Source organism: Rhodococcus sp. RD6.2 (assembly GCF_001040705.1).
In the GTDB taxonomy this organism is placed as follows: Bacteria; Actinomycetota; Actinomycetes; order Mycobacteriales; family Mycobacteriaceae; genus Rhodococcus_G.
The window spans coordinates 799,035-819,695 of the sequence record NZ_CVQP01000001.1; the positions used below are offsets into that span (position 1 = coordinate 799,035).

Consider the following 20,661-nt stretch of genomic DNA (forward strand, 5'->3'; position numbering starts at 1 on the left):
GGAATCTCGTCCGGTCAGGATCTCTACGGCATCGACTCGGGGGTGGGGCGGAAGGGGCTCGGCTCGGTCACCGGCGCCGCGAGCAGTCCGGCTGCCGCGTCGGTCAGAAAGTTGCCGAGGGCCGCCCAGTCTGCCTCGCGATTACCCGCGGCGATGCCGGCCTCGTACTCGGCGCAGACCTCGAAGATCATGCGGCTCAGGATCCAGGCGCGCCCGATCAGCACATCGCGGTCGAGGTGGCCGAGATGGGCGATGGTCAGCGTCCGGACCTCCTCCGACGCGGTCGACACGGTCGTCGCGCGCTGCGCGAGCAGTGCGGCCGCGGTCGGGTTGTGGCGTGCCTGGTTGATGAACCGGGCGCGCCACGACGGTACCGGAAGATCCGAAAAAGACTGCGTGGCAGGGAGAATCATGCAGCGCAGGTGATCGGTCAGGCTGCCCCCGGGACCGATCTCGCGGAACATCGCGACACGCAACTCGTCGGTGCTCTCGGCCTGCCGCTCGAACAGGGCCCGGATCAGTCCGTCACGGTCACCGAAGTGGTAGGCGACCGCGGAGTGGTTGGAGTTCCCCGCTCGCTCGGCGATGCGCCGACTCGAGACCTGGTCGATGCCGTATCGGCCGAACAGTTCCTCGGCCGCGTCCATCAGTGCCGTACGCGCCTGCTCGCTCTTGCGCGCCATCTCGCTCCCGTCGTCGGTGAAACCGGCTGATGTGTCCGCCGATATGGCCCGGATTCCATGATCTCGCGCGCGCTGAGACCAACGTCATGCCGGTCTCACATTGCCCATTTTAAGTCATGTGGCGTAATTTTGATTCAGTGCTCGGCATCGGCCGGGCATTGGTGACGCGAACTGAGGAGTGGCTGTGAGCAACCAAGTGCAACCGCCTGTCGAGGAGGTGGACCAGGTGGATGCCGCGGCCGCGGACGCGGCGCGGGCACGTAAGGAGAAGATCGCGCGCTATGTGGGCATGCTGATCTTCCCGTTCCTGATGGTCTCGATGATGGTGACCGGCTACCTCGGGGCGATGCACGCGCCGACGCCGCACGATCTGCCCGTCGCCGTCGTCGGGGCTTCGCAGGCCGACGCCACACGACTCGCAGACGCTCTCGAGGCCTCGAATCGGCCGGCGCTCGACGTCCGCGTCGCCGACAGCGCGGGCCAGGCACGGGCACTCGTCACCGACCGTGAGGTCGTCGGTGCCGTCGTGTTCTCCGGCTCCGGCGAGGCCACCGTCCTCACTGCGGGCGCCGCGGGTGCATCCCAGGCGTCGACCGTCAACCAGTTGCTGGTGCCGTTCGTGGCATCCCAGGACGCCGCCGTCACCACCGACGACCTGGCGCCGCTGCCCGCCCACGACAGCGCAGGACTCGGCGTCATGTTCATGACCACGGCACTCGTGCTCGCCGGATACATGCCCCTGAGCCTCATCCTCTCGGCGGCTCCGGAACTGCTGCGCAAGCGCCGTATCTACCCACTGCTCGCAGGCTGGGCCGCCCTGATCTCGGCCGTCGTCTGGTTCATTGCGAACCCGATCCTCGGGGCCATCGAGGGTCACACGGCCGCGGTCCTCGTCATCTGCTGGCTCGGCGTGTTCGCCATCTCGTGCGTGCAGTTGTTCCTCACCCGCATCGTCGGGCCGCTCGCCGTGCTCGTCGGCATGCTGTTCCTGATGGTGCTCGGCATCCCGGCCTCCAACCTGGGCATGTCGGTGCACACGATGCCCGGAATCTTCTCCGTCCTGTACACATTCCTGCCGTCACCCGCCATCGGTGAGGCGTTGCGCTCGGTCCTGTACTTCGGCAGCAACGGACTGGCCGGACACCTCGTCGTCCTCGCGGTCGGTGCCCTCGTCGGCATCGCGTTGACGGTGCTCGTCGACGCCCTCAAACGACGCAAGAACCCCGAGGCGGCACTGCCCGAACCGACGCTCGCGTCCTTCACCGGCAACCGGCCGCAGTCGACCCGCGCCCGCTACGCCACCATCGTGCTGTTCCCGCTCGCCATGGTCGTGATGATGATGTCGATCATGACGTCGTCGATGTACCAGCCGTCGCCGCGTGAACTGCCCGTCGCCGTGGCCGCGTCCGACCCGGCGCAGGCCGAGCAGATGGCCGCAGGTCTGGACAGGTCCATGGAGGGCATGTTCGATTTCCAGGTCACCGCACCCGGTGATGCCGAGCAGTTGGTCGTCGACCGCACGGTTGTCGGCGCGTTCGTCCTGCCGAGTGCGGACCGCCCGACGGCGACGCTGATCACCGCCGGCGCTGCAGGCATGAGTCAGCAGCAGGCCGTCACCACCGTGTTCACGCAGGTGGCGCAGCAGCAGGGCATGCCGCTGACCAAGCAGGACGTCACCCCGCTCAGCTCCAACGACACCGTCGGCACCGTGAGCATGTACCTCGCGATCGGCTGGATGATGTCCGGCTTCATGCTCATCATCGTCATGGGAACGGCGGCGCCGGAACTGCTGGCGCTGCGCAAACTGCTACCGATCATGGCTGGATGGGCCGTCGCGATGTCCGCTGTGGTGTGGACGATCGCGGGCCCGATCATCGGAGCCGTCTCCGGACACGCGTGGCAGCTGATCGGCATCGGTGCACTCGCGACGTTCACCATCTCGCTGTTCACCGCCGTCTTCGCGCGACTGCTCGGCATGCTCGCCGTGCTTCCGGTGATCCTGGTGGTCATGTTCCTCGGCGTCCCCGCCTCCGGCGGCGGTCTGTCGATCTACATGTCGCCGGAGATCTTCCGGGTGCTGCACGACGTCCTGCCGATGCCCGCCGCGGTCGAGTCGGCCCGCTCGATCCTCTACTTCGGCGGCGACGGCGTCGGAGGCCATGCGGTCACGTTCCTGATCTGGGCCGCCGCCGCCCTGGTCTGCGTGATCGCCATCGAATGGTTCACCGGCCGCAAGCAGAGCACTCCGCCCGTCGATCCGGTGGCCGAGGGGAGGATTGCCGAGTTGGTCTAGCGGCTGACGCAACGGTGGGGGTCGGCGGATTTCTCCGCCGACCCCCACGTACCGCCTCTCGGCCATCCGCTCGGTGACCCGTTCGACGTCGACGAGATCGGGTACTGCAACCGCTCTCGGGCGACCGGCCCGTGCTCCTGCTCCGATTGGCCTCGACTTCCTGAGCAGGTTATTGACACTCTCGCGTCAGAGTGTCTAGTTTTAGCCGTCTCGGATCGACTGTGACGGCATTCACGCCGTATCCGTTCCGGGGGGTCATGTCACACGCGCTTCGGGAGGTACACCTGTGTCCGGGATAAACCGTCGGTCCTTCTTCGCCGCGGCGGCGGCCGCCGGTGCTGCGCTTGCCGCCGCACCCACCGCAACGGCGCAGGCCGGCAATGCCGCTCCGACGAGAACCGGTACCGCCGGCGGTGTCCGGCGAGTTCCGCTCACACACGAGGATCACCGCGTCGTCGTCATCGGCTCCGGATTCGGCGGCGGCGTCGCCTCCCTCCGCCTCGCCCAGGCAGGCGTCAAGGTTCTCGTCCTCGAGCGCGGCATCCGGTGGAACACCGGGCCGAACGCGAAGACCTTCCCGAACCCGACCGCGCCCGACAAGCGCCTGCTCTGGTACCGCTCCGCACCGCAACTCTTCGGCAAGCCCGTCGCGTTCGACCCGTACGTCGGCCTCGTGGAAGCCGTCGTCGGTGAGAACATGACCGCGCTGTGCCCGGCAGGCGTCGGCGGCGGTTCGCTTGTCTACCAGGGAATGTCGCTACAGCCCTCCGAGGCGGTGTTCAACACCTACTTCCCGAACGAGCTCGACTGGCAGACCATGAACCGGGTGCACTACCCCCGCGTCGCGAAGATGCTCCAGCTCGCGACGGCACCCGACGAACTCATCGAGAGTGAGCAGTACAAGGCTCCGCGTGTGTTCGCCGAGCACGTGCGGCGCGCGGGAATGCCGCTGTCGAAGATCCCGATGCCGATCGACTGGAACTACGCCCTCGCCGAGCTTCGCGGCGAGATGGCGCCGTCCTACACGGACGGTTCCGGAGCGATGGGCGTCAACAACGGCGGGAAGCACTCCGTCGATGTCACCTACATCGCCGCGGCGGAGGCGACGGGCAACGTGACCGTCGAAACGCTGCACGAGGTCACCGACATCGAGCGCGCAGGGGGCGGTCGATGGCGGGTCCACGTCAACCGGATCGACACCGCGGGCAATGTCCTCGAGAACAAGGTCCTCACCACGGATGCGCTGATCATGGCCGCGGGCAGTGTCAACACCACGAAGCTGCTGGTGCGGTCGGCCGCGACGGGGAAGATTCCGGACATGCCGGACGGTCTCGGCGGTGGCTGGGGAACCAACGCCGACCGGATCTACGTGTGGACGAATCCGGCCGCGGGTTTCGGTGTGACGCAGGGCGGACCCGTAGTCTACGGCAGCCTGAACTGGGACGACCCGACCCGGGCGCACTCCGTCATCCAGGCGTCCATTCCGTCGATCTCGAGGGACATGGCCAGCACGATGCTCGTCGGATTCGGAGTCAGCGACAGCCGCGGGCGGTTCCGATACGACGCCGGGCGCGACGAAGCGACGCTGTTCTGGCCCGCAGACGGCGATTCGGTCATCCAGAACGGCTCGATCGGTCCGAGCGTCAACAGGATCGCCGGTCCGGGCAGCGTGCTCACCGACACGAACCTGATCGTGCCGTCCACCTGGCATGCGCTCGGCGGAGCCCCCATGGGCACCGTCTGTGACATCGACGGTCGCGTCGAGGGACAGCCCGGTCTCTACGTTCTCGACGGGGCCCTGATCCCGGGAACGACCGGTGCCTGCAACCCGTCGATGACGATCGCCGCGGTCGCCGAACGCGCCATCGACAACGTCATCGCGCAGGACGTCGGCACCGTCTTCTGACCGGCGCCGATGTCCGAACGGATGTGGTCGAATCCGCGCCGCGCCGTGCGGGACGCGGATTACCGTTGACCGGAGCCATGCTCCGACGATTGGGGGAGTCATCGTGCTGTGGGGAAACCGTGCTGTGGGTGGCAATGTGCTGTGGGGACACGGTCTTCGGGGTCGTCGATCGACCGTGGTCGCCGTTGCAGCGGCGCTGCTGATTCCGGTCGGTCACGTCGCCGCCGCCCCGGCAGTGGACACCGCGGGAGTCGTGCGGGAAGTCCACGACGTCGGACGCGTCGCCGCGGCACGCGCCGACTGCGGTCCCGGCTCGCGACCCGAAACCGGACTGCAGGGCGACGTGCCCGCCGCCGACCGGGACAGCGGACGAAGCCGAGACGGCTACCAGTGCAACATCTCCCGCGTCGGCGGGTTCGCAGGAAAGGGCGGCGGCATCGTCTCCGCCTCGTACGACGACTGCGCCTACATGGGCACCACGTTCCCCGGCAGCGTGGTGGGGGACTCCAAGGGCGTGCAGGTCCTCGACGTCTCCGACTCTGCGAACCCGGTCCCCACCGTCACCCTCACCGAACCGGCCATGATGGCCGGAACCTGGGAGAGCCTCAAGGTCCACCCGGGCCGGAAGCTGCTCGTGGGCACCGGTGTTCCCGCCCTGGTCGGAGCCGGCTTGCTGTCGGTCTACGACATCACCGACTGCGCGCATCCGCGACTGCTCAATCCCGGTCCGGGAACCAGTCTGCAGATGCCGCTGCCCATCACCGCCCACGAGGCAGGCTTCTCCCCGGACGGGAAGACCTACTGGTCGACCGGCACCGAGGGGGTCGTGAGCGCAGTCGATCTCACGGATCCGTCGCAGCCGCGTGTGGTCTGGCAGGGCTGGATCGGCATCTCCGCACACGGATTCGGGATCAGTCCCGACGGCAACCGCATGTACGTGTCCAACAACTTCGGCGGCGTGACCGTCCTCGACACCAGCGCCGTGCAGCGGCGCGACCCCAATCCTCGGGTGCCGCAGGTGTCGCAGTTGTCGTGGACGGACGGCTGGGCCACCCAGCACAGCATCCCCGTCACCTACGACGGGCATCCGTACCTCTTCACCGTGAACGAGGGCGGGTCCGGTGGGGTCAAGCTGATCGACATCGAGGACGACACCAAGCCGGGCATCGTCAATTCCGTCAAGCTCGAGATCAACCTCCCGGAGAACATCGACAGCCAGATCGGTTCCGGAATGGGCGGCTCGGCGTTCTCCTACGAGTCGCACTACTGCGCGGCAGACCGGCCGACGAATCCGACGGCACTGGCCTGCGGCTGGATCTCGTCCGGCATCCGGGTCTTCGACGTCAGCGACCCGTTCGACGTCCGGGAGATCGCCTACTACAACCCGCCCGCGATGACGGACCGCAACCTGGAGCGCGTGAACTCCCCGCACGCCCTCGCCTCGGTGCTCGGCGTGCCACTCCTCAGCGCGCCCGCGGCTTTCCAGGCGGCCGCCGGTGGACAGTTCGACCTCGGCCAGGCGATCACCTCTCGCGCAGGCATGGTCGTCGGTGGCGATCTCTCCACCGACTGGTGCCTCTCGCCTCCGGAATGGCGGGGCAACGAGCTGTGGGTGACGTGTTCCGACAACGGGTTCATGGCCCTGCATCTCGACGAGTCCGTCTACACGCCGCCCACGAACCAGCGATCGACGATCGGGTCATGACGAGCGGCACGGCGATTCGGGCGGGCGCGTTGGCGTCACTGGCGGTGTTGCTGCTGGTGGTCGGTGCCGCGCTTCGACCGGTCGTCGTGCCAGTGGAGTCCATTGCCGAACCCGTCCTGAGCGCCGCCGAGATCGGGTTCGTGCAGGACATGGCCGAGCACCACCAGCAGGCGTTGGCGATGACGCTCCGGCTCGCCCCGGATGTCGATCCCGCGGTGGCCGCCCTGGCGCGGCAGATCGGGGACACCCAGCGAGTCGAGATCGGCACGCTGCTGGGCTGGCTGCGCCTGGCCGATGCACCGCCGACCAATCCTCGGCCGATGGCCTGGAACATCGCACCCGATCACGCCGGACACGACGGCAGCGCGGCAGAACCGGGTGCATCGATGACGGGGATGGCGTCGATGGCCGAACTCGACGCACTGTCCGCGGCGCACGGACGCGACGCCGAGGTGGTGTTCCTGCAGTTGATGCTCCGCCACCACCTCGGAGGTGTCGAGATGGCCCGCGCGGCCGACGCGCTGCTCGTCGACGGTCCGGTCAAGCAGAGCGCTCGCGCTGCAGTCCAGGAGCAGGGCGGCGAGATCGGTTTGTTGACGGTGATGCTCGCGGAACGCGGCGCGACAGCCCCGAGATGACGCGGCTCGGGCGCGCCTGCGGTCGCGCGATCCGTCCCTGGCGCGCCTCCCCGGATGGCACAGTGACACGCGTTACCGTTTGATACATCCCACCGAAACGTCCGAGTAGGTGCTCTCGATGGCCACAAACCCTCCCCCCGCGAAGAAGATCCTCGGCACCGTGGTGTTCCTCGTCGGCCTGGTCGGCGCCGGTGTCGGCATCTACACACTCGACGTCGTTGCCGCCGTCGTCTGGCTCGTCGTCGCCACGCTGTCCGGCTTCTACCTGCTGAAGTTGCGTGCCGATTCGCGAAGTCGGCTCGATTCCTCGACGTGAGCCGCGCTACCTCGCTTTGACCCTCCCTGACCTGGACGGTAAGGTCGTCTGCTGGCGTGCGATACGTCGCGCACTCTCGGGTGCCGTCGTCCCGCGGGTTCCCGGGTCTCCACTGGCCGCCGGGAGCGACTCCGCATCGTCCGCCACGGCCAGCAGTGAACGAGTTGACGAGGAAGTAGCTGTGTCTACCTACGCCCCGAAGGCTGGTGACGTCACCCGGCAGTGGTACGTCATCGACGCCACCGACGTGGTGCTCGGCCGCCTTGCCGTCCAGGCAGCGACCCTGCTGCGCGGCAAGCACAAGCCCACCTTTGCCCCCAACGTTGACGGAGGCGATTTCGTCGTCATCATCAACGCCGACAAGGTTGCCATCTCCGGTAACAAGCGCACGGACAAGTTCCTGCACCACCACTCCGGACATCCGGGTGGCCTCAAGTCCCGCTCCGTCGGTGAGGTGCTTGCGAACAACCCCGATCGCCTCGTGGAGAAGGCCGTCACCGGCATGATCCCGAAGAACAAGCTCGGCCGCGCGATCGCAGGCAAGCTGAAGGTCTACGCAGGCCCGAATCACCCCCACGCCGCGCAGCAGCCGGTTCCGTTCGAGATCAAGCAGGTGGCCCAGTGAGCGAGCAGAACGAGACCCCCGAGGTCGAGACCGCAGAGGTCGTCGTCGAGGAGTTCGCCGCCGAGCCCGAGGCCGTCGAGGAGTACGTGGTCGAGGAGGCTGTCGCCCCCGCTGCCCCGATCTACATCGATCGCCCGATCCAGACCGTCGGTCGTCGCAAGGAAGCGGTCGTCCGCGTCCGCCTGACCCCCGGCACCGGTGAGTTCAAGCTCAACGGCCGCACCATCGAGGACTACTTCCCGAACAAGGTGCACCAGCAGCTGATCAAGGCTCCGCTGGTCACCGTCGAGCGGACCGAGTCCTTCGACATCACCGCGCTCCTGCACGGTGGCGGCCCGTCCGGCCAGGCAGGCGCACTGCGTCTGGCCATCGCCCGCGCCCTGATCGAGGTCACCCCCGAGGATCGTCCGGCTCTCAAGAGCGCCGGCTTCCTCACCCGTGACGCCCGCGCCGTCGAGCGCAAGAAGTACGGCCTGAAGAAGGCCCGCAAGGCTTCGCAGTACTCGAAGCGCTGATGTGGCACCGGCCCCGCCCTCCGAGGTGGCGGCCGGGACCTGTTCACCAAGAGCAGGCGTCCAGCAACACCGGACGCCTGCTCTTGGCGTAGGAAAGCGACAATCGCCGAAACACCACGAACGGCAAGGGGTCTTCATTCATGGGTCGAATGTTCGGTACGGACGGTGTGCGGGGTCTCGCCAACGCAGACCTCGACGCGGAACTGGCGCTGCGCATCGCGGGGGCAGCAGCATCGGTGCTCGCGCTGTCCGAGCGGGGCGCTCCCCGTCCGACCGCGGTCGTCGGTCGTGACCCTCGTGCCAGCGGCGAGATGCTGGCAGCCGCCGTCACCGCAGGGCTGTGTTCCGCCGGCGTCGATGTCATCGACGTCGGAGTTCTCCCCACCCCTGCGGTCGCCCACCTCACGGGCGCCTACGACGCCGCACTCGGCGTGATGATCTCCGCGTCCCATAACCCGATGCCCGACAACGGCATCAAGATCTTCGCCGCGGGCGGCCACAAACTCGACGACGAGTCCGAGGACCGCATCGAGGCGGCGCTCGCGGACCGTGACCTGATCCCGCGGCCCACCGGTGCCGCGATCGGTCGTGTCGTCCACGCCGACGACGCGGCCTCCCGCTACCTGGCCCACCTCGGCCGCGCGATCGACAGCCGCGCCCTCGACGGGATCACCGTCGTCGTGGACTGCGCCAACGGCGCCGCATCCGACGTCGGGCCCGCCGCCTACCGCGCGGCAGGCGCCACCGTCGTCGAGCTCCACAACACCCCGGACGGCTACAACATCAACGACGGCTGCGGGTCGACGCACCTCGAGGACCTGCAGGCCGCCGTGCTGGCGCACGGCGCCGACCTGGGCCTGGCCCACGACGGGGATGCCGACCGATGCCTCGCCGTCGACGCGACCGGTGCGATCGTGGACGGTGACGCGATCATGTCGGTCCTCGCGGTCGCGATGCGGGAGTCGGGCGAGCTGGCGGGCAACACCCTCGTCACCACCGTCATGAGCAACCTGGGCCTGCACATCGCGATGCGGGAAGCAGGCATCGAGGTGCGGACGACCGCCGTCGGCGACCGGTACGTCCTCGAGGAACTGCGCTCGGGCAGTTTCAGTCTCGGCGGAGAACAGTCCGGGCATGTCGTCCTTCCCGGCTTCGGAACCACCGGCGACGGAGTGCTCACCGGCCTGCGTCTGATGGCGCGGATGGCCCAGACCGGCTCCACACTCGCCGCGCTCGCTGCAGTGATGCAGACCCTCCCGCAGGTCCTCGTCAACGTGAAGGTCAGTGACAAGGCAGCTGTCGCCGTCGCACCGCAGGTGCTCGCCGCGGTGGCCGACGCCGAGCGTCGACTCGGCGACACCGGCCGGGTCCTGCTGCGTCCGTCCGGCACCGAGCAGCTGGTCCGCGTGATGGTCGAGGCGACGGAGATCGAGATCGCGCGCACTCTCGCCGACGGGCTCGCGGACCGAGTCGCGTCGGTCTGAGGTTTCTGTCGGTCGCCTCGGTCCGAGGTGTCGACCCGTTTGCGGAACCGAATCCGCTCCCGCTGCGTCTGAACCGGTGACCGGCAGGCAGGGGAGTGGAACGTGGGCGGAGAACTGAAGTTCGACGACGAGACGGTGAGGTCGGTCGCCGCCGCCTTCGTCGATTCGGCGGGGGAACTCGTGCTCCTCGCGGACCGGGTCGACGCAACGGTGGAGTACCGGAGTGGCGTCCTGGCCGAGGGCATCCGGGCGTGGGCTCGGCGAGCCGCGACCGATGCGGCACGTCTGTCGGCCACAGCCGACCGCTACCGCGAGCAGGACCGGGCCGCCGCGGAGAGTATCGGGCGGGTCGACCCGTGAACGACGCGCTGCTCGCCGGGGAATCGTCGGGTCTGGACTACCTCACCCGCCTCGGCGGCCTCGCTGGGATGAACGACGACATGGCCCGCGTCGTCGCACGCTACCGCGCCGCATTGTCGCTCGACCCGGACGCGCTCCATGGCGACGCCGATGTCCTGCGCTCCACGGCAGCGGTCATGCGTGCGCACCTCCTCGCGCAGGAGCAAGCGGTCGAGCGCCTGCGTGTGGCGTGGTCGGGCGACGCGGCCGACACCGCGCTCGCCGCACTGGGCCTGCATCTCGACCTCGCCCGTGCCGACTGCGTCGCCGTTCTCGCAGCCGCGCGTACGCTCGACGAGGCGGGTGACCTGATCCGCGAGTCATCCCTCGCAAGAACGGAATTCGTCAGCAGGGCGTTCGGGCAGCGGGTGGACGAACCGGGTGCCGGGTGGCCGCGTCCGGTTCTCGCCGCGCATGTCGAGGCCTGTCTGACCGCGCTGACGGAATTCGTTGCGGCGGTCGAGGACGTCGTCGACGGGGCGCGATGCGCGGTGGAGTCGGCGATCGACGCGATCTGCGGGCAGGCGGAGGTGCCTCCCGCGGAGGCGGCGCGGCCCACGGTCGACGCTCCGTTGGCTCCTCCTGCTCCGGTCCACCGCATCGACCCGTCAGCCCCGTCAGCCCCGTCAGCTCCGCCTGTCCCGCCCGTCGCCGACGTGTTCGGTGGGGGATCGTCCGCATTCGGTCCGGGATCCGGATCGTCCCCGCAGCGGGACCGGCGCGGCGCTCCCGGGGCGGTCGCGAACGACGTTGCGGGCACAACCGCAGCAACAGGTACCGATTCCGGCGCCGAACTGGCCGGAGCAGGTCCGCTGTGACCATCGAGGAGTTGCGCTCGGCGCTGGCGTCCGCCGTTCGGCGTGCGGAAGCGGCGATCGAGGAAGCAGACAGGGCGGCCCTCGTCTGCGTCGCCGCCGAGGCGGACGAGACCGCCGCCCCGCAGGAGGTGCCAGACCCAGGTACGGACTATCCCCGGAGCAGCTGGCTCGTCTGATCCTCGTCGTGCTCTTCGGGAACCAGCGTCGTGTGCGGGATCGCGGCGTCGGGCGTCGCGAACAGGGCGTACTGGGTGTCGCCGGTCAGGTGGTAGAGCAGGTACCCGGTGAGAAGTGCCCGCGTCACGCGCTGGGTTCCGCGCTCCGACCGTCCGAGCCCGACCGCGCCGAGCAGCGCGCGACCCTCGAGCAGGCCGCTGGTCGACGCCTTGTCGACGCTGCGCAGGATCGCCTGTCCACCCCAGGCCGCGGCGAGCGAGCGCGCGTTGCAGTTCATCGAGTCGAGGTCCTCGGCGGGGGCGAGGACGAGTGCGGGGCCGTTCTGGCGGGCAGCGAACTCTTCTGCCGGCGGTGCGGTGGGGGCGGGGAAGACCGCGGCGACCGCGGGTGCGCCGTGGTCGGCGGCGGCGATGATCGCGGCGCCGCCGCCCATGCCGTGCCCCGCGAACGCGACCCGGTCGGCCGCGACGCTGATCATTCCCGGCCCGAGACGGACCCCGGTCACGATGTCGGCGGCGGTGCGCAGGTCCGCGGCGAGCGCGAGATGTGATGCGACAGGGGAACGCTGGGTGTCCGGGGCCGCGGCGACGATGCCCCACGACGCCAGGTGGATCAGGGTGTCGCGATAGCGGTCGGCGCGGGTCATCCACCCGTGCCCGAACACCACCGCGGGCAACGAGAATCCCTCGGCAGGGGTGTATACCGACCCGGGCAGTCCTGCCAGCGCCAGGTCGCCGCGCAAAACCGGATGCGGTCCGCGCTTGGACAAACTGTTGACCAGGTTTTTCGGAGTCGGCGCCACGAACAAAACCGTATCCGATGCACGACCGACGGTGCGAGGCCCCACGCGCCTGCGCCGGTGGCGGCCGGGTTCCCGTGTCCTATGGTTTGGACGGCAGTACAGGGAGGAGTGACCACGGTGGGTGGACTGACGGTTCCGGTGCCCCGGCACGTGGCGCGGGCGGCGGCGAACGTGCGTGCCCGAATCGGCTCGGACGGGCTCGCGGACCTTCGTCCCACCGAATCCGAGGTGGTCCACTCGACCGCCGACCGGACGATCCGGAGGTTCCGGCCGTCGAACGGCGTGATCACCGGCGCGCCGATCCTGTTGGTGACGCCGCTGGCGGCCACGTCGATCGCGTTCGACCTGCGCAGGGGATGCAGTTTCGTTGCATTCCTGAAGGAGGCGGGACACGACGTCTACGTCGTCGACTACGGGCCGGTGAACTTCGCGGACCGGTCCCGTGGCATCGAGCACTGGGTCGACGACGTGATCCCGGACGCCGTCCGCGTGGTCAGTGCCGACGCGGGTGGGGTCGACGTGCACCTGGCCGGCTGGTCTCTCGGAGGCATCTTCGCGGTGTTCACCGCGGCGGCGCACCCTGATCTGCCGCTGAAATCGGTGACGCCGATCGCGAGCCCGTTCGACCTGCGTCGCGTGCCGCTGTTCGCGACGTTGCGTCCCCTGGACCGGGTGTTCGGGCCGTACACGGTCGCCCCGTTCTATCGGCTCCTCGGTATCGTTCCCGCCCCGCTCACCAGTCTCGGCTTCAAGATCGCCAGCGTGGACAAGTACCTCACCCGGCCGTGGGTGGTGCTGACGAACCTCGACGACCGGGACCATCTCGAACAGATCGAGGCGGTCGACCGATTCATGAACAGCATGTACGCGTATCCGGGCCGTACCTTCGGGCAGCTGTACCACGTCATCATGAGGTCGAACGAGTTCGCGACCGGGAGTATGCAGATCGCGGGACGAGCGGTCGACCTCACCGCGATCGACGTACCGGTGATGGTGGTCGCCGGCACGGGTGACGGCCTCGCGCCCGAATCCGCGGTACGGCACCTCGTGGATCTCGTCGGCGGTGCGCCGGAGGTTCGGTACGGCGCGTACCCCGGCGGCCATCTCGGGGTCCTCACCGGGCGCAGTGCCCGCGACACGATGTGGCCTGCCTACGTGGGCTTTCTCGCCGACTGTGAGGCGGGGTCCGAAACACACTCGCGTTGAGGTGAATTCGCTGTTACGGCACCGTGGCATCCGCGCTTTTGTTTGAATGACGCGGCTGTTCGACTTTTCGGTGGCCGTGGACGTGAAAGACGGTGGACATGCGGCGAGTGCTTCGTGGTCTTGCTCTGGTTCTTGCGCTCGGATGTGCGGCCGTCGCGTCGCCCGCCCTCTCGGCGCCCGCGATCGCCGCACCCGCGGTTCCCGCCAAGGCGCAGCCGGCGCCGCCGGAACCTGCGGTGCTCGGAGTCGGGCAGTACCCACGCCTCGCTCGTCTCGACACCGGCGCCATCGTCGCCTCCCTGACGACACGTGACGCGCAGGGCGACTTCACCCAGATCATGGAGAGCACGGACGAAGGTGCGAGCTTCCATCCGATCGGTGCGGTCCGCGACCCGGAGGCCGTGCAGGGGCAGTGCTGTTCGACCCTCTTCGAGATGCCGCAGCAGGTCGGTACTCTTCCGGCGGGGACGCTGCTGTGGGCGGGAACCGTCGGCTATCTGCCCGGGCCTGCCGCGAAGGTGGGCATCAAGGTCTGGTCCAGCGGCGACGGCGGCCGCACCTGGGCGCCGCTCGGTGTCGCGGCCCGCTCGGCCGGCGGCGGCGGTGTGTGGGAACCCGAGTTCACCGTCGATGCAGGCCTGCTGTGGCTGTACTACGCCGACGAGACCGAGGCTGCCCACTCGCAGGTGATCAGCCGGGTCGCCACGATCGACGGTGTGAACTGGTGGGGCAGGCACGTCGTCCAGGCGAACGGTGAGCACAGCCTACGGCCCGGAATGGCCACGATCGCGCGCCTGCCCGACGGGCGCCTGGCATCCACACACGAGATGTGCGAGGTCGGCCGCGATCGGTGCACGCCCTACCTGAGGTTCTCCGACACCGGCCTGTGGTGGGGCAACGGTGTTCTCGACCAGGGCATCCAGGTCATGGCGGGCGACGGTAGCAAGCTCAAGCACTCGCCCTACCTGACCGCACTGGCAGGTGGCGCCCTCGGCACCCGTCTCGTCCTCGGTGGACAGGCACTGGTCGATCGTGACGGTAAGCGCGATCCGCGCAGCGGGAAGGTCCTCTTCGTCAACGACACCCTCGGGTCGGGTCCGTGGTTCGAGATCGCGGCCCCGGTTCCCGTCACAGATCCGCAGTCGAACACCTGTGCGAACTACAGCTCGCCGCTGCTGCCGGTCGACGGCGGAGCGAACATCCTGCAAATCGCCGTCACGCTCAAGGACGGGGTATGCACCGCGCGGTTCGCCAAGGGGTCCGCAGGACCACGCTGACCGCCTGTGGCGCAGCCCTCCCACCTCGACGCGGTCACGGGCGGTTCCTCCCAGTACGCTTGACCACCATGTGCGGAATCGTGGGATACGTCGGCCACCGCCAGGCACTCGACGTCGTCGTGAAGGCGCTGCGGCGGATGGAGTACCGCGGATACGACTCGGCCGGGATCGCGGTCCTGGACGGAGTCGGCGGGCTCGCAGTCGAACGCAAGGCGGGCAAGCTGGACAACCTGACCGCCGAACTCGACGAGTCCGGTCCCGACAGGTTCGCAGGCAACGCGGGCATCGGACACACCCGTTGGGCGACGCACGGGCGTCCGACGGACCGGAACGCGCACCCGCACCGCGACGCCAGCGGCAAGCTGGCGGTGGTGCACAACGGCATCATCGAGAACTTCACCCCGCTGCGACACGAACTCGAGTCGGCCGGAGTCGAGTTGCTCAGCGACACCGACAGCGAGGTCGCCGTCCACCTGGTCGCCCAGGCCTACGCCCAGGGCGACACCGCCGGAGACTTCGTCGCGAGCACCCACAAGGTGCTGCGCCGCCTCGAAGGCGCGTTCACGTTGGTGTTCACGCACGCCGACCATCCCGACACGATCGTCGCCGCCCGTAGGTCGACGCCGCTCGTCGTCGGGGTGGGCCGGGGCGAGATGTTCGTCGGCTCCGACGTCGCGGCGTTCATCGAGCACACGCGCGATGCCATCGAGCTCGGTCAGGACCAGGTCGTCGTCATCACGGCAGACGACTACCGGATCACCGACTTCGCGGGCAACGAGTCGCACGGGCGCCCCTTCCGAATCGACTGGGATCTCGAGGCCGCAGAGAAGGGCGGCCACGACTACTTCATGCTGAAGGAGATCGAGGAGCAGCCCGCCGCGGTCGCCGACACGCTGCTGGGGCACTTCGAGAACGGCCGGATCGTCCTGGACGAACAGCGACTGTCCGACCAGGAGCTGCGCGATGTCGACAAGGTGTTCGTCGTCGCCTGTGGCAGCGCCTACCATTCCGGTCTCCTCGCGAAGTACGCGATCGAGCACTGGACGCGGCTGCCCGTCGAGGTCGAACTGGCCAGCGAGTTCCGGTACCGCGATCCCGTCCTCGACCGCTCGACGCTGGTCGTCGCGATCTCCCAGTCGGGCGAGACGGCCGACACCCTCGAAGCCGTCAAGCACGCGAAGGATCAGAAGGCGCGCGTGCTCGCGATCTGCAACACCAACGGCGCCCAGATTCCGCGCGAGGCGGACGCCGTCCTCTACACGCGGGCCGGTCCGGAGATCGCCGTCGCGTCGACGAAGGCGTTCCTCGCCCAGGTGACCGCGAACTACCTCGTCGGGCTGGCCCTCGCGCAGGCGCGCGGCACCAAGTACCCCGATGAGGTGGCCCGCGAGTACGCCGAGCTCGAGGCGATGCCCGCCCTCGTCACGCGGGTGCTGGAGACCGTCGAACCGGTGCGTGCGCTGGCCCGGGAGTTCGCGGACGCGTCGACCGTCCTGTTCCTCGGCAGGCACGTCGGCTACCCGGTCGCGCTCGAGGGTGCGCTCAAGCTCAAGGAGCTGGCGTACATGCACGCGGAGGGCTTCGCGGCCGGTGAGCTCAAGCACGGTCCGATCGCGCTGATCGAGGAGGGCCTGCCGGTCATCGTCGTGATGCCGTCGCCGAAGGGCCGTGCGGTCCTGCACTCGAAGCTGGTCTCGAACATTCAGGAGATCAAGGCGCGTGGTGCCCGGACGATCGTGATCGCGGAGGAGGGCGACGAGATGGTGCGTCCGCATGCGGATCACCTGATCGAGATCCCCGCGGCGCCGACGCTGCTGCAGCCGTTGCTGTCGACGGTGCCGCTGCAGGTGTTCGCGGCGGAGATCGCCCGCGCCCGCGGCTACGACGTCGACAAGCCGCGCAACCTGGCGAAGTCCGTCACCGTCGAGTGACGTGCGGCTCCGCCGCCTGTGAGTGATTGTCACCCCGATCGGGGTGACAATCACTCACACACCGATCGGGAGGACGTCCGTGCGCGAGTTCCACACTGTCGAGCAGGTTCGTGCGGCCGAGGCTCCGCTGCTTGCCTCCCTGCCCGAGGGGACGCTGATGCGGCGGGCCGCGCACGGACTCGCCCGGGTCGTGACAGCCGAACTCCGCGGGTGTACCGGCGGTGTCGCGGGCCGGACGGTGACGCTGCTCGTCGGGTCCGGTGACAACGGCGGTGACGCGCTGTGGGCAGGCGCGATCCTGCGACGACGTGGGGTCGCGGTGACCGCGGTCCTGCTCGACCCGTCGCGGGCCCATGCTGCCGGGCTTTCGGCGTTCCGGTCGGCAGGTGGCCGGATCGTCGCCGACGTGGGGAACCCGGACCTCGTGCTCGACGGCATCGTCGGGATCTCCGGGCGGGGGCCGCTTCGTCCCGGCGCCGCCGCACTCGTCGCGTCGATCACCGCGCCGATCGTCGCCGTCGACCTGCCCAGCGGCGTCGATCCGGACACCGGAACCGTGTCGGGGCCCGCGGTCACCGCAGCGGTGACCGTGGCGTTCGGTGCACTGAAGCCGGTTCATGCGTTGGCCGGAAGTCGTTGTGGACGAATCGAACTGGTCGACATCGGTCTGGACCTTCCGGTCACGACGATTGCCGCGCTCACCCCGAACGAGGTGGGGGAGCGGTGGCCGATTCCCGGCGCCGTCGATGACAAGTACAGCCAGGGAGTTGTCGGCGTCGCGGCGGGCAGCGCCGGCTATCCGGGTGCCGCGGTCCTGTGTTGCGGCGGCGCGGTCGCCGCGACGTCGGGCATGGTGCGCTATGTGGGACCGGTTGCACCGCATGTGCTCTCGCAGTGGCCGGAAGTCGTCGCCGCCGACGGATTCGCGGAGGCGGGCCGCGTCCAGGCCTGGGTGGTCGGCCCTGGCCTCGGAACGGGAAAGAGCGCGCAGGAGGTGGTGCGCGACGTACTCGCGACCGATCTTCCGGTCCTCGTGGATGCCGACGGGCTCACCGTCCTCGCGGCCGACCCCGCACTCGTGCGTGAGCGCACCGCGCCGACCCTGCTCACCCCGCACGCAGGCGAGTTCGAGCGTCTGACAGGCATCGACCCCGCCGACGACCGTGTCGGGCGCACCCGCGACCTCGCCGCAGAGTGGGGTGTGACGGTCTTGCTCAAGGGGCGCGCCACCGTGATCGCAGACCCCGACGGAAGGGTTCTCGTCAACGACGCAGGCGGGTCGGCCGCAGCGACAGCCGGTTCGGGTGACGTCCTCGCCGGCGTGATCGGGGCGCTGCTGTCCACGGGACCGAGCCCCGCGACTGCTGCCGCCATGGGCGCCCGAGCGCATGCGCTGGCAGCGGCCCTCGCGGCGGGCGATGGCTCCGAGGTGGCCGCACCGATCTCGGCCGGAACCTTGTTGTCGCAGGTCAGGTCCGCGATCCGAGTTCTTCGCGCGCAGAAGGTTCTCGGAATGTGACCAGCTCGGTGAGCCACGCCATTGGGGCGAAACAGCCCTCGGTGGCAGTATCGAAGCATCATGATCATCGCCGTGAACAGTGACCGAACGGCACCCGCCCCCGCTGCGGGTGCCTTCTCGTCGGCACCCGCGCCGCAGGTGGGATCACCCAACCCTGCACCGCAAGCGGAAGCCCTGATCGACCTCGACGCCATCGCCCACAACGTCGGCCTGCTGTGTGAGCATGCGCGCGACGCGGGTGTGATGGCGGTCGTCAAGGCCGACGCTTACAACCACGGGGCGGTGGCGGTCGGGCGTGCGGCTCTGGCAGCAGGCGCCGCGGAGTTGGGTGTCACCACCGTCGACGAGGCTGTCGCGCTGCGTGCGGCCGGGATCACCGCGCCGGTGGTGTCCTGGCTGCACACCCCCGACACCGACTTCCGTGCCGCGGTCGCCGCCGGCGTCGAGATCGCGGTGTCGTCGCCGCGACACCTGGATTCGGTGATCCTGGCCGCGCGCGCGACCGGGTCGACGGCGGTCGTGTCGATGAAGGTGGATACCGGGCTGAACCGCAACGGCGTCTCCGCCGTCGAACTCGACGACGTCCTGGCCGGGCTCGCCCGTGCGCAGGCCGAGGGATCGGTCAGGTTCGGTGGAGTGTTCTCCCACCTCGCCCACGCAGACCAACCCCACCACCCCGTCATCGACCGGCAGGCGGACGTACTGCGCGATGCGGTGGCGCGGGCGGCTCGGCTCGGACTGCACCCCGACCGGGTTCACCTGTCCAATTCCGCCGCGACGCTGACCCGGCCGGACCTGCGGTTCGACATGGTCCGGCCCGGTATCGCGCTGTACGGGCTGTCGCCGGTGCCCGAGCTCGGCGGATTCGACCTGCGTCCCGCGATGACCTTGCGAACCCGTATCGCCCTGGTCAAGAAGGTCGAGGCCGGGGCCGGTGTGTCGTACGGGCACACCTGGATCGCGCCTCGCGACACCACCGTCGCGCTGCTGCCGGTCGGCTACGCGGACGGGGTGCCGAGGTCGCTGAGCGGACGATTCGAAGTCCAGATCGGCTCTCGACGGTTCCCTCAGATCGGCCGGGTGTGCATGGACCAGGTCGTGGTCGATCTGGGCGCCGATCCCGGTTCGATCGCGGAGGGAGACACCGCGATCCTGTTCGGTCCCGGCGACGACGGTGGGCCCGTTGCGCAGGAGTGGGCCGACATGCTGGACACCATCCACTACGAGGTGGTCACGGGTGTGCGCGGTCGGGTCGTGCGCACCTACGTCGGTGGCGACGAGGGCGTCCGGTGACGCCGCACGGTCGCCGGGGCGTCCTCGGCGGTGCGGGTGTGGCCACCGCGGTGGGCGCGTTCGCCGGAGTGCGAGCCGTTCGCACCAAGCCCGAGCCGTCGCGGCGGCGCCGTGACAGGCACGCTGACGAGGACTTCGGCCTGCTCGACAGCGACCGCGGCAGCCTCGTCGTCGCCGATGACGGCGTCACGCTCGCGATTCGTGAGGTCGGGCCGGCGACTGCGCCCCTGACGGTGGTGTTCGTCCACGGGTACTGCCTCCGGATGGATTCCTGGCACTTCCAGCGAAAGCACCTGCAGCGCCGGTGGGGCGACTCGGTGCGGATGGTGTTCTACGACCAGCGCGGACACGGACGCTCCGGTACCCCGAGTGCCGAGTCGTGCACGATCGGACAGTTGGGGCGTGACCTGCACGCGGTGCTGCGGGCGGTGGCTCCGACGGGCCCGGTGGTTCTCGTCGGGCACTCGATGGGCGGCATGACCATCCTGTCGATGGCGCGGCAGGTACCGGAACTGTTCGGCACCCAGGTGATCGGCGTCGGGCTGCTCGCGACGGCGGCAGCCGGCCTGAACAAGACGGGCCTGAGCCGCAACCTGGACAACCCGGTGATCGACGCGTTCCGGCTCGCCGTTCGCACCGCACCCGGGTTGGTGCAGTTCGGCAGGGGCGCGGCCCGCGCAATCATCGCGCCGATCATGCGCGCCGCGTCGTTCGGCACCGTGGTCAGTCCGTCGCTGCACGGGTTCTCGGACCGGATGCTCAACGAGACCTCGGTGACGACCATCGTCAACTTCCTCAAGTCCCTGGAACTGCACGACGAGTCGGCGGCGCTGCCCGTGATCGCGGACCTGCCCGCCCTCGTGCTGTGCGGCGATGCCGACATGGTCATCCCGTTCGCCCAGTCGGAGGCGCTGGCCGGTGCGTTGACGAACAGCGAACTCGTGCGGGTGGTTTCGGCTGGTCACCTGGTGCAGTTGGAGTTCCCGATCCGATGTACCGACGCGATCGACCGACTGGTCACGCGCGCGATCGAGGCCGGCGACAACGAGTGGGAGGTGGGGATCGGTGGCTGAC

The 20,661-nt window shown here is 69.1% G+C and carries 19 protein-coding genes; 17 read left to right on the forward strand and 2 right to left on the reverse strand.

The features are described 5' to 3' along the window. Positions 1-23: 23 nt before the first annotated feature. Positions 24-683 carry a TetR/AcrR family transcriptional regulator gene (locus RHCRD62_RS03555; RefSeq protein WP_050063236.1) on the reverse strand — a complete coding sequence of 220 codons (660 nt, stop codon included), beginning with the start codon at positions 681-683 and terminating at the stop codon, positions 24-26. A 184-nt stretch (positions 684-867) separates the two neighbouring features. On the opposite strand from RHCRD62_RS03555, the gene RHCRD62_RS03560 reads away from it, so the two are divergent. The 11 genes from RHCRD62_RS03560 to RHCRD62_RS03610 all read left to right on the forward strand — a co-directional run bounded on the left by RHCRD62_RS03560 (position 868) and on the right by RHCRD62_RS03610 (position 11,558). Further along, a complete protein-coding gene (locus RHCRD62_RS03560) occupies positions 868-2,976 on the forward strand; it encodes a hypothetical protein (RefSeq protein WP_050063237.1) in 2,109 nt (702 codons plus the stop codon). 286 nt (positions 2,977-3,262) lie between these two features. Then, on the forward strand, positions 3,263-4,882 hold the full coding sequence (locus tag RHCRD62_RS03565) for a GMC oxidoreductase (RefSeq protein ID WP_050063238.1): 1,620 nt from the start codon (positions 3,263-3,265) through the stop codon (positions 4,880-4,882). Between the two features lie 235 nt (positions 4,883-5,117). Then, a complete protein-coding gene (locus RHCRD62_RS03570; protein WP_253277191.1) occupies positions 5,118-6,587 on the forward strand; it encodes an LVIVD repeat-containing protein in 1,470 nt (489 codons plus the stop codon). Then, on the forward strand, positions 6,584-7,225 hold the full coding sequence (locus RHCRD62_RS03575) for a DUF305 domain-containing protein (protein ID WP_050063239.1): 642 nt from the start codon (positions 6,584-6,586) through the stop codon (positions 7,223-7,225). Before RHCRD62_RS03570 ends, RHCRD62_RS03575 begins: the two co-directional genes overlap by 4 nt. A gap of 118 nt (positions 7,226-7,343) precedes the next feature. After that, positions 7,344-7,541 (forward strand): hypothetical protein, encoded by a 198-nt coding sequence (locus tag RHCRD62_RS03580; RefSeq protein ID WP_137875371.1) that lies wholly within the window; start codon positions 7,344-7,346, stop codon positions 7,539-7,541. Positions 7,542-7,722: 181 nt separating this feature from the next. Beyond that, positions 7,723-8,166: a 50S ribosomal protein L13 gene (rplM, locus tag RHCRD62_RS03585; protein ID WP_050063241.1), complete on the forward strand. Its 444-nt coding sequence runs from the start codon at positions 7,723-7,725 to the stop codon at positions 8,164-8,166. Then, positions 8,163-8,681, forward strand: a complete 519-nt coding sequence (gene rpsI, locus RHCRD62_RS03590) for a 30S ribosomal protein S9 (protein ID WP_050063242.1) — start codon at positions 8,163-8,165, stop codon at positions 8,679-8,681. Before rplM ends, rpsI begins: the two co-directional genes overlap by 4 nt. Before the next feature lie 140 nt (positions 8,682-8,821). Next, a complete protein-coding gene (glmM, locus tag RHCRD62_RS03595; RefSeq protein WP_050063243.1) occupies positions 8,822-10,165 on the forward strand; it encodes a phosphoglucosamine mutase in 1,344 nt (447 codons plus the stop codon). Positions 10,166-10,267: 102 nt separating this feature from the next. After that, positions 10,268-10,525, forward strand: coding sequence for a hypothetical protein (locus RHCRD62_RS03600; protein ID WP_050063244.1), 258 nt, complete (start codon positions 10,268-10,270; stop codon positions 10,523-10,525). Then, positions 10,522-11,382 carry a hypothetical protein gene (locus RHCRD62_RS03605; RefSeq protein ID WP_050063245.1) on the forward strand — a complete coding sequence of 287 codons (861 nt, stop codon included), beginning with the start codon at positions 10,522-10,524 and terminating at the stop codon, positions 11,380-11,382. The genes RHCRD62_RS03600 and RHCRD62_RS03605 overlap by 4 nt, the downstream gene beginning before the upstream one ends. After that, on the forward strand, positions 11,379-11,558 hold the full coding sequence (locus tag RHCRD62_RS03610; protein ID WP_050063246.1) for a hypothetical protein: 180 nt from the start codon (positions 11,379-11,381) through the stop codon (positions 11,556-11,558). Before RHCRD62_RS03605 ends, RHCRD62_RS03610 begins: the two co-directional genes overlap by 4 nt. Here the strand turns inward: RHCRD62_RS03610 and RHCRD62_RS03615 are convergent. Next, entirely contained in the window at positions 11,531-12,361 is an 831-nt protein-coding gene (locus RHCRD62_RS03615) for a dienelactone hydrolase family protein (protein ID WP_050063247.1), read from the reverse strand. The two genes, RHCRD62_RS03610 and RHCRD62_RS03615, sit on opposite strands and share 28 nt — an antisense overlap. A 108-nt stretch (positions 12,362-12,469) precedes the next feature. Here RHCRD62_RS03615 and RHCRD62_RS03620 point away from each other — a divergent pair, with 108 nt between their 5' ends. From RHCRD62_RS03620 to RHCRD62_RS03645, 6 genes are all read left to right on the forward strand, one after another. Continuing rightward, entirely contained in the window at positions 12,470-13,567 is a 1,098-nt protein-coding gene (locus RHCRD62_RS03620) for an alpha/beta fold hydrolase (RefSeq protein ID WP_253277176.1), read from the forward strand. A gap of 98 nt (positions 13,568-13,665) precedes the next feature. Further along, the gene (locus tag RHCRD62_RS03625; RefSeq protein WP_084734078.1) at positions 13,666-14,844 is read left to right on the forward strand and encodes a hypothetical protein; all 1,179 of its coding nucleotides are present in this window, start codon (positions 13,666-13,668) and stop codon (positions 14,842-14,844) included. Between the two features lie 68 nt (positions 14,845-14,912). Then, positions 14,913-16,775 (forward strand): glutamine--fructose-6-phosphate transaminase (isomerizing), encoded by a 1,863-nt coding sequence (gene glmS / locus RHCRD62_RS03630; protein WP_050063466.1) that lies wholly within the window; start codon positions 14,913-14,915, stop codon positions 16,773-16,775. A 79-nt stretch (positions 16,776-16,854) separates the two neighbouring features. After that, positions 16,855-18,294 carry an NAD(P)H-hydrate dehydratase gene (locus tag RHCRD62_RS03635; RefSeq protein WP_050063467.1) on the forward strand — a complete coding sequence of 480 codons (1,440 nt, stop codon included), beginning with the start codon at positions 16,855-16,857 and terminating at the stop codon, positions 18,292-18,294. A gap of 60 nt (positions 18,295-18,354) precedes the next feature. Next, entirely contained in the window at positions 18,355-19,587 is a 1,233-nt protein-coding gene (gene alr / locus RHCRD62_RS03640; RefSeq protein WP_084734051.1) for an alanine racemase, read from the forward strand. Beyond that, the gene (locus RHCRD62_RS03645; protein WP_050063249.1) at positions 19,584-20,660 is read left to right on the forward strand and encodes an alpha/beta fold hydrolase; all 1,077 of its coding nucleotides are present in this window, start codon (positions 19,584-19,586) and stop codon (positions 20,658-20,660) included. The genes alr and RHCRD62_RS03645 overlap by 4 nt, the downstream gene beginning before the upstream one ends. Position 20,661 lies beyond the last annotated feature (1 nt).

What these genes read in the sequence shown, in the direction of transcription:
- RHCRD62_RS03555 (WP_050063236.1), bottom strand. Translation starts at nt 683, where the DNA reads ATGGCGCGCAAGAGCGAGCAGGCGCGTACGGCACTGATGGACGCGGCC.
- RHCRD62_RS03575 (WP_050063239.1), top strand. Translation starts at nt 6,584, where the DNA reads ATGACGAGCGGCACGGCGATTCGGGCGGGCGCGTTGGCGTCACTGGCG.
- RHCRD62_RS03580 (WP_137875371.1), top strand. Translation starts at nt 7,344, where the DNA reads ATGGCCACAAACCCTCCCCCCGCGAAGAAGATCCTCGGCACCGTGGTG.
- glmM (WP_050063243.1), top strand. Translation starts at nt 8,822, where the DNA reads ATGGGTCGAATGTTCGGTACGGACGGTGTGCGGGGTCTCGCCAACGCA.
- RHCRD62_RS03625 (WP_084734078.1), top strand. Translation starts at nt 13,666, where the DNA reads ATGCGGCGAGTGCTTCGTGGTCTTGCTCTGGTTCTTGCGCTCGGATGT.
- glmS (WP_050063466.1), top strand. Translation starts at nt 14,913, where the DNA reads ATGTGCGGAATCGTGGGATACGTCGGCCACCGCCAGGCACTCGACGTC.
- alr (WP_084734051.1), top strand. Translation starts at nt 18,355, where the DNA reads ATGATCATCGCCGTGAACAGTGACCGAACGGCACCCGCCCCCGCTGCG.